Below are 12,518 nucleotides of genomic sequence, written 5' to 3' on the forward strand. Positions count from 1 at the left end.
AGGCCGTGACACGTCGACACAACCGCACCCGCGCCGAGCGCGGGATTCCCGAAGCCACGGTGGCACGGCTGCCGGTCTACCTGCGTGCGCTGCACAGCCTGCAGGAACGGGGAGTGGCCACCGTCTCCTCCGAGGAGCTCGCCACCGCGGCCGGCGTCAACTCCGCCAAGCTCCGCAAGGACCTGTCGCACCTGGGCTCGTACGGCACCCGGGGCGTCGGCTACGAGGTGGAGTACCTCGTCTACCAGATCTCCCGTGAGCTGGGCCTCACCCAGGACTGGGTGGTGGCCATCATCGGGGTCGGCAACCTCGGCCGCGCGCTGGCCGGCTACGGGGGGTTCGCCTCCCGCGGCTTCCGGGTGGCGGCCCTGCTCGACGCCGATGAGTCCGTCGTGGGCGAACGCATTTCCGGGCTGACCGTCCGGCATATCGACGACCTGGAAAGCGTTGTCGCCGAGCAGGGGGTCTCCATCGCCGTGCTCGCAACGCCGGCGGCGGCGGCCCAGAGTTTGTGCGATCGTGTAGTGGCGGCGGGCGTGACGAGCGTCCTCAACTTCGCCCCCGTCGTGCTTTCGGTGCCGGAGGGTGTGGACGTGCGTAAGGTCGATTTGTCGATCGAGTTGCAGATCCTCGCGTTCCACGAGCAACGCAAGGCCGGCGGACCGGGCGAGGGAGGCTGGGCGGGGGAACTGGACGGCCCCGGCGACCGGCCGCGGGGGGAAGGGCCCCCGGGTACCAAGCAGTACATAGAGGCGGTTGAGGCATGACCATCCTGGTGGTCGGGCTCAGCCACCGGAGCGCGCCGGTGGCCATGCTCGAACGTGCGGCCGCGACCGGTGACGCACTGAACAAACTGTTGCACGAGGTGCACGAGTCGACGCACGTGGCCGAGGCGCTGATCGTGTCGACCTGCAACCGGGTCGAGGTCTACGCCGTCGTGGACAAGTTCCACGGCGGCGTCTCCGACATCTCCGAGCTGCTGGCCCGGCACTCCGGGCTGCCGCTGGACGACCTGGCCCGGCACCTGTACGTGCACTACGAGGACCGCGCCGTCCAGCACGCCTTCTCGGTGGCCTGCGGGCTGGAGTCGATGGTGGTCGGCGAGAGCCAGATCCTCGGCCAGATGCGCGAGGCGTTCAAGCTGGCCCAGACCGAGGGCACCGTCGGCCGTGACCTGCACGAGCTGATCCAGCAGTCGCTGCGGGTCGGCAAGCGGGCGCACTCGGAGACCGGGGTCGACCAGGCCGGGGCGTCCCTGGTCAGCGTGGGCCTGAACGTGGCCGAGGGCCACCTGGGCGAGCTGACCGGACGGCGTGCGCTGGTGGTGGGGGCCGGGTCCATGAGCGGCCTGGCGGTGGCCACCCTGGCCCGCGCCGGGGTCGGCGAGATTGTCGTGGCCAACCGCACCTACGCGCGGGCCGAGCGGCTGGCGGCCGCGGCCGAGGTGCCCGCCCGGGCGATCGAGCTGACGGACCTGACGGCCGCGCTGGCCGAGGCCGACCTGGTGGTCTCCTGCACCGGCGCCGCCGGCCTGGTGATCACCGCCGAGCAGGTCCCGGCGACGGGGGAACGGCGCTTCTTCCTGGACCTGGCGCTGCCGCACGATGTCGACCCGGCCGTTCGTACCCTGCCCGGCGTGGCGCTGGCCGGGCTGGACGACCTGCGCACCGCCGAGGAGGCCGCCCAGGCGGTCGGCCCCCGGGCGGTCGAGGCGGTGCGCCGGATCGTGGCCGCCGAGGTGGCCGCGTTCCTGAACGCCGCCCGCGCCGCCGCGGTGGCGCCCACCGTGGTGGCGCTGCGCAGCAAGGCCGCCGAGGTGGTCGAGGCCGAGCTGACCCGGCTGACGGGACGACTGCCCGCCCTCGACGAGCGGGACCGCGCCGAGATCGCCCAGACCGTACGGCGGGTGGTCGACAAACTGCTGCACGCGCCGACCGTCCGCGTCAAGGAACTGGCGGCGGCGCCCGGCGGCGACACCTACGCCGTCGCCCTGCGCGAGCTGTTCGACCTGGATCCCAAGGCGCCCGAGGCCGTGGCCCGCCCGGATATCGAAGGACCCGCATCATGACCGCACTGCGCCTGGGCACCCGCAAGAGCCTGATGGCGACCACCCAGTCCGGACACGTCGCCGACGTGTTGAGCCGGCTCACCGGGCATGCCGTGGAGCTGGTCGGGGTAACGACCGAAGGTGATGTCTCCAGGGCCCACCTGGCCCAGATGGGCGGCACGGGAGTCTTCGTCAGCGCCCTGCGGGACACGATCCTGTCCGGCGAGGTGGACTTCGCCGTGCACTCGCTGAAGGACCTGCCCACTGGACCCGCCGAGGGGATCGCGCTGGCCGCGGTCTACCGGCGCGACGACCCCCGCGACGCCCTGTGCGGCCCGGCCAAGTTGGCCGACCTGCCGCACGGCGCCCGGGTCGGCACCGGCTCGCCGCGCCGCGTCGCCCAGTTGCGCGCGCTGCGCCGGGACCTGGAGGTGGTCCCCATCCGCGGCAACGCCGACACCCGGCTGAGCAAGGTGACCGACGGCGAGCTGGACGCGATCGTGCTGGCGTACGCGGGCCTGGGCCGGATCGGCCGGCGGGAGGCGGTCGCGGAGGTCTTCGACCCCGACGCCATGCTGCCCGCGCCCGGCCAAGGCGCGCTGGCGCTGGAGTGCCGCGCCGACCGCGCCGACCTGATCGAGCTGCTCGCGACGGTCGACGACCCGGCCACCAGGGCGGCCGTCACCGCCGAGCGCACCGTGCTGGCGGTGCTGGAGGCGGGCTGCTCGGCCCCGGTCGGCGCCTACGCCACCGTCGAGGACACCACGGATGTAGAACAGAGCCTGCGCCTGACCGCGTGCGTCGTCGCCGTCGACGGCAGCCGCCAGGTACGGCTCTCCGCAAGCGGCCACCCGGAGCGGGCCGAGGAGGTCGGGCGCGAGCTGGCGGCCCGGCTGCTCGCCCAGGGGGCCGATCAGTTGATGGGGGAGCGTCACATTGAGCCCCGCTAGTACCAGCACCGGCGGTACCGCGCCGGGCACCGTCTCGTTCGTCGGGATGGGCCCAGGGGACCCCGAACTGCTGACCCTGCGAGCCGCGGCCAAGCTCGGCCAGGCCGACACGGTCGTGGTGTCCCGCGCGGCCTGTCCCGCCGGGCTGCTGTCGCACTGCCGCCAGGACGTGGAGGTCCTGGAGGCCACCGAGGGCGACCCCGTCGCACAGGTCGCCACGGCCGCCCGAGCCGGGCGCAACGTCGTCCGGCTGTTCCGCGGCGACCCCGGGCTGGCCTGCACGATGGCCGAGGAGGCGGCCGCGTGCGCCGAGGCCGGGCTGCCGTTCGAGATCGTCCCGGGCGTCTCCTCGGTCACCGGCGTGCCCGGGTACGCGGGCATCCCGCTGACCGACGCGCGCACCCGTGAGGTCCGCGTGATCGACGCGTCCGCGGGCGGCGTCGACTGGGAGGACTTCTCCTCCCCGGACGCGACGCTGGTGATCCTCGGCGCCGAGGGCATGGTCGCGGAGGTGGCCAAGGGGCTGATCGCCGCCGGCCGCCCCGACTCCACCCCGGCCGCGATGACCAGCCTGGGCACCACCACCGAGCAGGAGACCGTGGTCTCCACGCTGCAGCGCCTGGTCCCCGACACCAAGGGGATGGAGTCGCCCGCGATGATCATCGTAGGGGACGTGGCGGGCTGGCGGGACCGGCTTTCGTGGTTCGAGACCAAGCCGCTGTTCGGCTGGCGGGTGTTGGTGCCGCGCACCAAGGAGCAGGCCGCCTCGCTGTCGGAGCGGCTGCGCTCCTACGGGGCGGTGCCCGAGGAGGTGCCGACCATCTCGGTGGAGCCGCCGCGCACCCCGCAGCAGATGGACCGTGCCGTCAAGGGCCTGGTCACCGGGCGGTACGAGTGGGTGGTGTTCACCTCCACCAACGCGGTGCGGGCCATCCGGGAGAAGTTCGACGACTACGGCCTGGACGCGCGGGCGTTCGCCGGGCTGAAGGTGGCCGCGGTCGGCGAGCAGACCGCCCGGGCGCTGGTGGAGTTCGGGGTCGCCCCCGACCTGGTACCCACCGGCCAGCAGTCCGGGGAGGGGCTGGTGGAGGTCTGGCCGCCCTACGACAAGGACCTGGACCCGATCAACCGGGTGCTGCTGCCGCGCGCCGACATCGCCACCGACGTGCTGATCGCCGGGCTGACCGAGCTGGGCTGGGAGTGCGACGACGTCACCGCCTACCGGACGGTGCGGGCCGCGCCGCCGCCGCAGCCGATCCGCGAGGCGATCAAGGGCGGCGGGTTCGACGCGGTGCTGTTCACCTCCAGCTCCACCGTCCGCAACCTGATCGGCATCGCCGGCAAGCCGCACAACGTCACGGTGATCGCGGTGATCGGCCCGCAGACCGCCAAGACCGCGCAGGAGTACGGGCTGCGGGTGGACGTGATGGCCGACCGGCCGTCGGCGCTGGCGCTGGCCGAGGCGCTGGCCGAGTACGGTGCCAAGCGCAGGGCCGCCCAGATCGAGGCGGGCGACCCGCTCCGCAAGCCGAGCCAGATGCGCCGCGGCGCCCGCAGACGCAGGTGATGGCGCACCCCCCCGGATTTCGAAGGTACGAGACACCATGACAGCTCGTTTCCCCGTCGCCAGGCCTCGCCGGCTGCGGCGCACCCCGGCCATGCGCCGGATGGTGGCCCAGACCCGGCTCGCCCCGGCCGACCTGATCCTGCCGATGTTCGTCAAGGAGGGCATCGCCGAGCCGCAGCCGGTCGCCTCGATGCCCGGGGTCGTCCAGCACACCCCCGACTCGCTCCGCAAGGCCGCGCACGAGGCGGTGGACGCCGGGGTGGGCGGGCTGGTGCTGTTCGGCGTCCCCGCCGTCAAGGACGGCACGGGCACGGCGGCCGACGACCCGGACGGCATCGTCCAGCGGGCGCTGCGTGACCTGTCGTCCGATCTGGGCGAGGCCACCGTGCTGATGGCCGACCTGTGCTTGGACGAGTACACCGACCACGGCCACTGCGGCATCCTCACCCCGTCCGGCGAGGTCGACAACGACGCCACGCTGGAGCGGTACGCCTCGATCGCGGTGGCGCAGGCCGCCGCCGGCGTCCAGGTGGTGGCGCCCAGCGGGATGATGGACGGCCAGGTGGGCGCCATCCGCACGGCGCTGGACGAGGCCGGGTACCGCGATGTGGCGATCATGGCGTACTCGGCCAAGTACGCCTCCGCCTACTACGGGCCGTTCCGGGACGCCGCCGAGTGCGCGCCGCAGTTCGGGGACCGCTCGGCCTACCAGCAGGACCCGGCCAACGCCGACGAGTCGCTGCGCGAGGTCATGCTCGACCTCGACGAGGGCGCCGACCTGGTGATGGTCAAGCCCGCCGGCCCCTACCTGGACATCGTCCGCCGGGTGCGCGACGCCGTCGACGTGCCGGTGGCCGCCTACCAGGTCAGTGGCGAGTACGCGATGGTCGAGGCGGCCGCCGCGCAGGGCTGGGTGGACCGGGAGCGGGTGATCATGGAGTCGCTGACCGGCATCCGCCGGGCCGGCGCCGACCTGGTCCTGACCTACTGGGCCACCGAGGTCGCACGGCGCCTCGGGTCCTGAACGCCCGGCGCCTGGGGTCCTGAGCGCGTGGCGCCTGGGGTCCGGGACGCCCGCCGGGGATCGTCACCTCCGTCCCGTGAGGATCATGCGCACCTAGTCACTTGGTGTCGTTTCCCGGGGTTGGTGCGGCCGCTCGAAATGGCGGCGGCCATTATCGGGTAACGGAGGACGGAGGCACCGGCGCGCGCGCCGGCATTCGCGGGCCCCTGGAGGCGACCACCGTCCGGCGGCCCGCCGAACTGGGGGGAGCCATGATGCTGGCGGTTTCGGCCAGGCGGCAACGGGCGCGCAGCCGCCTCGGCGCCGCTGCCAAGGAGTACGTGACGCTGGGATGGGCGTGCGCGCCGGGGGCGCACGCGCCGGCTGATGGGGACCGGGCCTGTTCGTGCGACCGGATCGGCTGCCCCGCCCCGGGCGCGCATCCGGTGTCGGCGACCTGGGCGCTGCAGGCCACCACTGACCCGGCGGCGGTCAAACGCTGGTGGGCCGACGACCCGCGGGCCAACGTCATCCTGCCGACCGGGCGGGTGTTCGACGTCTTCGACGTGCCGGCCGCGGCGGGGGCCCTGGCGCTGGAGCGGATCGCCGAGCGGTACACCGCCCCCGGCCCCACCAGCCCGGTCGGGCCGGTCGCCGCCGTGGGCGGGGAGCGTCACCTGTTCTTCGTGGCCACCCGGGGCGCGCCCGAGGACGAGGACGAGTGGTGGTCGTGCCATCTGGACTGCTCCCCGGAGACCATCGCCGACTCGCCCGGCCTGCGCTGGCACTGCCGCGAGAGCTACGTGGTCGCGCCCCCGTCCGTGCTGCCGGGAGGGGAGGTCTCCTGGCTGCGCCCGCCGGACGGCTCGCCGCTGCCCGACCCCGTGCGCGTGCTGGAGATCCTCTCCGACAGTTGCGAGGCCGTGGCCTCCTGACGCCGCGACCGGCCCGGGGCGCGCCCCCGGGCCCCGGTCAGCGGGGGGCCTTGATCGAGACCCGCTTGCCCCAGCCGGCATAGCTGGTGGTCAGTACGACGCTCTTGGCGCCCGTTCCGACGGTGATCCGGATCTGGCGGGGCAGTCCGGCCGAGTCGAGGGCGAGCACGAAGCTCACCTCCTTGGCCCCGGTGGCGCGGCCCAGGTCGCCGAAGAGCGGCCCGTCGGTCAGCTCGGCCACCGGCGCGACGCCCCGGTAGACGTGCCCGGACCGACGCAGTGTGGTGCTCTCCTTCACCAGCGCGGTCACGCTCGTCACGGAGGTGCTCCGGCGCACCTCGGCCGCCAGCGGCGCGTAGCCCTGCCGCTGCGTGCTCGCCGAGGAGACCGGCCGCCAGTCCGCGCCGATCCGCACGTAGGCGGTCTCGCCCAGCAGGATCGTGCGGGCCGCGCGGCGAGTCTGCGGGGTGGCGCCCGACACGAGCATCGAGTAGGCGGGATCGCGGCCGTTCAGCAGCCGGAGCTGGCCCCTGGCGCTGACCGCCGGGCCGCAGCAGCCGGTCCGGCGGAAGGAGAAGGACGCGCTGGGCCGCCGCGCCGCCGTCCGCTCGATCCGCGCGGCCAGCGCCGTGCCCGCGCCCGTGGCGGGCGCGGTGGCCGACGGGGTCGGCTGCGGGCTGCCGGTGGCGGTCGGCGGGGTCGGGGAGGCGGTCTGCCGGCCGGACGCGCCCTCGTCGTCCCCGCCCGCGGAGTTGATCGCGACGGCGCCCAGCGCCGCGGCGATCACCAGGACCGCCGCGGCGGCCCCCACGACGGGCCCGAGCCGCCGCCTGCCGCTCCCAGCGGGCCGCTGCGAGCCGTCGGAGTCCGTCCTGGAGGGCGCGGTGGGGGGCGGGGCCGCCGCCGCCGCTGCGGCCATCTCCGCCAGCCTGCCGCGTCCCTGGGCCTGCCAGGAGGGCCCGTAGGCGGCGACCGCGGCCTCCTCCAGCCCGGCCAGGAACTCCTCCGCCGAGGCGGGGCGGGTGACCGGGTCCTTGGCCAGCCCCGCCGCGATCAGCCCGCGCAGCGGCCCCGGCACCGTCTCGATCGGGACCGGCGTCTCCCGGTGCGCCCTGGCCAGCGCCGCCAGCGCCCGGCCGCCGGTGCCGCCGGTGTCGTACGGGCGGCGGCCGGTCAGGCACTCGTAGAACAGCACGGTCGCCGCGTACAGGTCGGAGGCGGGCGAGGCGGGGGCGCCGTCCCACAGCTCGGGCGCCAGGTAGCCGGGCGTGCCGGGCGGCTCCTCACCGGCCCTGGCGTGGCGCGGCGGGATGATCCCGAAGTCGGTGATCCGGACCTCGCCGTCGGCCTCGACCAGCACGTTGGCGGGCTTGAAGTCCCGGTGGACCACCCCGGCGGCGTGCGCGGCGGCCAGCCCGGCCAGCGAGCCGCCGAAGACGGCCAGCGCGGCCAGCGGGCCGGTGGGGCCCTGGGTGTCCAGCACCCGCCGCAGGCTGACCCCCTCGATCCGCTGCATCACCACCGCGCTGGAGGATCCGGGCCCCTCCACGAAGTCGTACAGCTCGGCGATGCCGGGGTCCTCCAACTGCGACAGCCGCCGGGCCAGCGCCCGGTACTCCGTCAGCCACGACGGGTCCGCCGCCAGCCGTTCGTCCAGGTACTTGATCGCGACCTTGGTCCGGGTGATGTCATCGACGGCCAGCATCACCCGTCCGGAGGCGCCGCGCCCCAGTTCCTCCACGTGCGTGAAGCCCGGGACCGTCCAGCCGTCCACCACTTTCTCCGTCTTCCCTCCGGCTCGTGCGGCCCGGCAATCGGCCACAGGCCCGGACATCGCGGCCGTCGTCGACGGCGAACCCCGTATCGGTATTGGGTGGATATCGGCCCCTCGCCGCCCGGGTCAAGTGCCTTCACCGGATTGCGACTGAGAGACTGGCGGAGTGACTGGCATCGATCTCTCCCAGCAGCTCTTCGACCGGGCCGGTGAGGTGGTGCCCGGCGGCGTCAACTCGCCGGTGCGCGCCTTCCGGGCGGTGGGCGGCACGCCCCGCTTCATCGCCTCCGCGCGCGGCCCGTACCTCACCGACGTCGACGGCAACGAGTACGTGGACCTGATCTGCTCGTGGGGGCCGATGATCCTCGGCCACGCCCACCCGGCGGTGGTGGAGGCCGTCCAGCGGGCCGCCGAGCGCGGCACCTCCTACGGCGCCCCCACCCCGGGCGAGGTGGAGCTGGCCGAGGAGATCGTGGCCCGCACTCCGGTCGACAAGGTCCGCCTGGTCAACTCCGGCACCGAGGCCACCATGTCGGCGATCCGGCTGGCGCGGGGCTTCACCGGGCGCGGCAAGGTGGTCAAGTTCGCCGGCTGCTACCACGGGCACGTGGACGCTCTGCTGGCCGCCGCCGGCTCCGGGGTGGCCACCCTGGCGCTGCCGGACACCCCCGGCGTCACCGGCGCCACCACCGCGGACACGATCGTGCTGCCCTACAACGACGTGCCCGCGGTCGAGCTGGCGTTCGGCGAGCACGGCCACGAGATCGCCTGCGTCATCACCGAGGCCTGCCCCTGCAACATGGGCGTGGTGCCGCCGGAGCCCAACTTCAACCGGCTGCTGAAGTCGCTGTGCGAGCGGTACGGCGCCCTGCTCATCCTGGACGAGGTGCTGACCGGCTTCCGCGCCTCCCGTTCGGGCTGGTACGGCCTGGAGGGCGTGCCGGGCGACCTGATGACCTTCGGCAAGGTGATGGGCGGCGGCCTGCCTGCCGCCGCGTTCGGCGGGCGCGCCGATGTCATGGACCACCTGGCCCCGGCCGGCCCCGTCTACCAGGCCGGCACCCTGTCGGGCAATCCGCTGGCCACCGCCGCCGGCCTGGCCACCCTGCGCAACGCCACCGAGGAGGTCTACGAGGGCATCGCCCGCGCCGCCTCCGTGGTCGCCCGCGCCGCCACCGAGGCGCTGACCAAGGAGGGTGTCCCGCACCGCCTGCAGGTCGCCGGCAGCCTGTTCTCGATCTTCTTCACCGACGAGCCGGTCCTCGACTTCGCCGCCGCCCAGCGGCAGAACGCCAAGGCCTACGCGGCGTTCTTCCACGCGGCGCTGGACCAGGGGGTCTACCTGCCTCCGTCGGCCTACGAGGTCTGGTTCCTGTCGGCGGCTCACGACGACGCGGCGCTGGACCGTGTCGTGTCGGCCATGCCCGGCGCGGCCCGGGCGGCCGCCGAGGTGGGCGACTGAGCCTCTCGCCGGGCCCGGTCGGGGCCGCCTGAGCACACGCCGGACCTCAGACCCGCGCGACACGGCTCAGGCGGTCCCCGTCCGGCCGGTGCTCCGCTGGGGGCGGCGGGGCCGGCCGCGACCGCCGGACGCTGCCGGCGGCCACGCCGCCGATGACGAGCACGGCGGCCAGCCAGCGCACCGCGCCGACCCGCTCGCCCAGCACCAGCATCGCCGACACGATCCCGAACGGCGGTACGAGCAGGGAGTACATCGCCACCGTCCCCGCCTCGTACCGCCGCATCAGCCATCCCCACAGCCCGAACCCCACCAGGGTGGACAGGTAGGCGATGTACGCCAGCGAGCCCACCCCGGTGAGGGTCAGGTGCGTCAGCGCCCGCAGGCCCGCGGCCGGCCCCTCGAAGACCAGCGACAGGGCCAGCAGCGGCAGTGGCGGCACCAGCGACATCCACACCATGAACGCCAGCGCGTCCACCGGCTCGGCGGCCGTCTGGTTCATCCGCCGCATCGCCACGTTCGCCAGCCCCCACATGGACGCGCCGACCACGCAGAGCACGAACGCCGGCAGCGGGCCGCCCTGCCCGAAGTCGAGTCCGATCAGCGCGACGCCGCCGAAGGCCACCAGCATGCCCGCCGCCTGGCGGCGACCGAGTCGCTCGCGCAGCAGCAGCCCGGCGAAGACGATCGTGAACAGCGCCTGTGTCTGGAGCACCAGCGACGACAGGCCGGCGGGCATGCCCATCCGCATCCCCAGGAACAGCAGCCCGAACTGCCCGACCCCGAGCGGCAGTCCGACCAGCCACAGCCACCGCACCGGTACGCGCGGCCGGCGCAGGAAGAACACCGCGGGGACGGCCGCCGCCACGAACCGCAGCGCTGCGAACAGCAGGGGCGGAAAGCTGTCGAGGCCCACTTCGATCACCACGAAGTTGAACCCCCAGATGGCCGCGATCAGGGTGGCCAGCAGCACGTCACGAGGTCGCATCCTCCGATGCTGACGCCCCCTAATGTTAAGCACAAGCAAGAATTTCTTGAGGGAACCCTTCAGTGATCCTTCATCGATCTGGAGAGATTCTGTTAAGAGAGTGGTGGAAGCGGCGCATATTCCGGTTTAGATTTGCTTCATGCTTGATCTGGATCGGCTGCGCGCCCTGCACGCGGTGGCCACCCACGGATCGGTCAGCGCCGCCGCCGAGGCCCTGCACGTGACGACTTCGGCAGTCTCCCAGCAACTGGCCAAGCTGGAGCGGGAGACCGGCCAGAAGCTCCTGGAGCGCAACGGCCGGGGCGTGCGGCTGACCGACGCGGCGCACCTGCTCGTCACGCACGCCGAGGGCATCCTGTCCCTGGTCGAGCGGGCCGAGGCCGACCTGGAGGCGCACCGCGGGGTCGTGGTGGGCGAGCTGTCGGTGGCCGCCTTCCCCACCGCGATCCGCGGCCTGATCCCGGCCGCGCTGGCCTCGCTGCGCGCCGCCCATCCCGAGCTGCGGGTGCTGATCAGGGAGTACGACCCGTCGGTGAGCCTGCCGCTGGTCACCCGGGGCGACGTCGACCTGGCGATCGTCCAGGACTGGAACAACGAGCCCATCCCCGTGCTGGAGGGCCTGGTCAAGGGGGCCATCTGCGAGGACGTGGCCGACGTCGCGCTGCCGGCCGGGCACCCGCTGGCGCACCGCGAGGTCGTCGACCTCAAGGAGCTGGCCGGGGACCGCTGGATCAGCTCGACGCCGGGCTCGATCTGCTGCGACTGGCTGACCCACACCCTGCGCTCGTTCGACAGCGAGCCGCGCATCGACCACATGGCCTACGAGTTCGCCACCCAGCTCGCCCTGGTCGCCGCCGGGCTCGGCAACATCATCCTGCCCCGCCTGGGCCGCTGCGACGTCCCCGAGGGCGTCCGCATCGTCTCCCTGCGCCACAGCCTCAGCCGCCGCGTCTACGCCGTCTGGCGCGAGGAGGCCGCCCGCCGTCCGGCCATCTGCGCCGCCCTCGACGCTCTGCGCGTGTCCGCCCGGCCGGCCGTGGCGGCCCCGGCGTAGCTCCGTGGCGCCCCGCGTCCGCCTGCGGGAACGGGCCGGGGACGGGCGCGCCCCGGTCCGCGGGTAGTCTGGCGTCCGCCATGAGTGAGAAGACGATCGTTCATCTGATGCGGCACGGTGAAGTGCACAACCCCGAGGGAATTCTGTACGGGCGGTTGCCGGGGTACCGCCTCAGTGAGAACGGCGTGCTCATGGCGCAGGAGGTGGCCAAATGGTTCGCCGACCACGACGTCACCGCGCTGTTCTCCTCGCCCCTGGAGCGGGCGCTGGAGACCGCCGCCCCGATGTCGGAGCTGTTCGACCTGCCGGTGACGGTGGAGGAACGGCTGATCGAGGCCGGCAACCACTTCGAGGGCATGACGTTCGGGGTGGGGCAGGGCTCGCTGCGCCGGCCCGCGCACTGGCCGTTCCTGATCAACCCGGTCCGGCCGTCGTGGGGCGAGCCGTACCGGCAGATCGCGGCGCGGATGAAGGCCGCCGTGATCGCGGCCCGTGATGCGGCCCGCGGGCACGAGGCGGTGTGCGTCAGCCACCAGCTGCCGATCTGGACGCTGCGGCGGTTCGCCGAGCACCGCCGGATGTGGCACCACCCCAGGCGGCGGCAGTGCGAGCTGGCCAGCGTGACCAGCCTGACGTTCGAGGGCACCCGGCTGGTCGAGGTGGCCTACCACGAGCCCGCCGCCGGGCTGGTGCAGCGCCCCACGGTCCCGGGCGCCTGAACCCCGCACTACAGTGATGTAC

The 12,518-nt window shown here is 73.8% G+C and carries 11 protein-coding genes; 9 read left to right on the forward strand and 2 right to left on the reverse strand.

Annotated elements, in window-relative coordinates:
- The first annotated feature begins 5 nt into the window (after window positions 1–5).
- From C4U03_RS11480 to C4U03_RS11505, 6 genes are all read left to right on the forward strand, one after another.
- Complete coding sequence (locus tag C4U03_RS11480) at window positions 6–767, forward strand: redox-sensing transcriptional repressor Rex (RefSeq protein ID WP_103937710.1); 762 nt, start codon at window positions 6–8, stop codon at window positions 765–767.
- The gene (locus C4U03_RS11485) at window positions 764–2,068 is read left to right on the forward strand and encodes a glutamyl-tRNA reductase (RefSeq protein ID WP_103937711.1); all 1,305 of its coding nucleotides are present in this window, start codon (window positions 764–766) and stop codon (window positions 2,066–2,068) included. Before C4U03_RS11480 ends, C4U03_RS11485 begins: the two co-directional genes overlap by 4 nt.
- A complete protein-coding gene (hemC, locus tag C4U03_RS11490; RefSeq protein WP_103937712.1) occupies window positions 2,065–2,997 on the forward strand; it encodes a hydroxymethylbilane synthase in 933 nt (310 codons plus the stop codon). The genes C4U03_RS11485 and hemC overlap by 4 nt, the downstream gene beginning before the upstream one ends.
- Window positions 2,984–4,564 carry a bifunctional uroporphyrinogen-III C-methyltransferase/uroporphyrinogen-III synthase gene (locus C4U03_RS11495; RefSeq protein ID WP_268817501.1) on the forward strand — a complete coding sequence of 527 codons (1,581 nt, stop codon included), beginning with the start codon at window positions 2,984–2,986 and terminating at the stop codon, window positions 4,562–4,564. Before hemC ends, C4U03_RS11495 begins: the two co-directional genes overlap by 14 nt.
- Before the next feature lie 37 nt (window positions 4,565–4,601).
- Complete coding sequence (hemB, locus tag C4U03_RS11500; protein WP_103937713.1) at window positions 4,602–5,588, forward strand: porphobilinogen synthase; 987 nt, start codon at window positions 4,602–4,604, stop codon at window positions 5,586–5,588.
- A 254-nt stretch (window positions 5,589–5,842) separates the two neighbouring features.
- On the forward strand, window positions 5,843–6,502 hold the full coding sequence (locus C4U03_RS11505; RefSeq protein WP_103937990.1) for a bifunctional DNA primase/polymerase: 660 nt from the start codon (window positions 5,843–5,845) through the stop codon (window positions 6,500–6,502).
- 37 nt (window positions 6,503–6,539) lie between these two features.
- Here the strand turns inward: C4U03_RS11505 and C4U03_RS11510 are convergent, their stop codons facing one another.
- The gene (locus C4U03_RS11510; protein ID WP_160146969.1) at window positions 6,540–8,276 is read right to left on the reverse strand and encodes a serine/threonine-protein kinase; all 1,737 of its coding nucleotides are present in this window, start codon (window positions 8,274–8,276) and stop codon (window positions 6,540–6,542) included.
- Window positions 8,277–8,442: 166 nt separating this feature from the next.
- Here C4U03_RS11510 and hemL point away from each other — a divergent pair, with 166 nt between their 5' ends.
- A complete protein-coding gene (gene hemL, locus C4U03_RS11515; RefSeq protein ID WP_103937715.1) occupies window positions 8,443–9,738 on the forward strand; it encodes a glutamate-1-semialdehyde 2,1-aminomutase in 1,296 nt (431 codons plus the stop codon).
- 46 nt (window positions 9,739–9,784) lie between these two features.
- On the opposite strand, the gene C4U03_RS11520 is transcribed toward hemL, so the two are convergent.
- Window positions 9,785–10,723 carry an EamA family transporter gene (locus C4U03_RS11520; protein WP_103937716.1) on the reverse strand — a complete coding sequence of 313 codons (939 nt, stop codon included), beginning with the start codon at window positions 10,721–10,723 and terminating at the stop codon, window positions 9,785–9,787.
- Between the two features lie 139 nt (window positions 10,724–10,862).
- Between C4U03_RS11520 and C4U03_RS11525 the strand changes: the two genes are divergently transcribed.
- A complete protein-coding gene (locus C4U03_RS11525; protein WP_103937717.1) occupies window positions 10,863–11,777 on the forward strand; it encodes a LysR family transcriptional regulator in 915 nt (304 codons plus the stop codon).
- 80 nt (window positions 11,778–11,857) lie between these two features.
- The gene (locus C4U03_RS11530; RefSeq protein WP_103937718.1) at window positions 11,858–12,496 is read left to right on the forward strand and encodes a histidine phosphatase family protein; all 639 of its coding nucleotides are present in this window, start codon (window positions 11,858–11,860) and stop codon (window positions 12,494–12,496) included.
- Window positions 12,497–12,518 lie beyond the last annotated feature (22 nt).

This window comes from Thermomonospora echinospora, assembly GCF_900108175.1.
GTDB lineage: Bacteria > Actinomycetota > Actinomycetes > Streptosporangiales > Streptosporangiaceae > Thermomonospora > Thermomonospora echinospora.

Excerpts from the sequence above, each read along its gene's own strand:
- C4U03_RS11525 (WP_103937717.1), top strand. The coding sequence starts at position 10,863 with ATGCTTGATCTGGATCGGCTGCGCGCCCTGCACGCGGTGGCCACCCAC.
- hemC (WP_103937712.1), top strand. The coding sequence starts at position 2,065 with ATGACCGCACTGCGCCTGGGCACCCGCAAGAGCCTGATGGCGACCACC.
- C4U03_RS11505 (WP_103937990.1), top strand. The coding sequence starts at position 5,843 with ATGCTGGCGGTTTCGGCCAGGCGGCAACGGGCGCGCAGCCGCCTCGGC.
- C4U03_RS11530 (WP_103937718.1), top strand. The coding sequence starts at position 11,858 with ATGAGTGAGAAGACGATCGTTCATCTGATGCGGCACGGTGAAGTGCAC.
- C4U03_RS11485 (WP_103937711.1), top strand. The coding sequence starts at position 764 with ATGACCATCCTGGTGGTCGGGCTCAGCCACCGGAGCGCGCCGGTGGCC.
- hemB (WP_103937713.1), top strand. The coding sequence starts at position 4,602 with ATGACAGCTCGTTTCCCCGTCGCCAGGCCTCGCCGGCTGCGGCGCACC.
- C4U03_RS11520 (WP_103937716.1), bottom strand. The coding sequence starts at position 10,723 with ATGCGACCTCGTGACGTGCTGCTGGCCACCCTGATCGCGGCCATCTGG.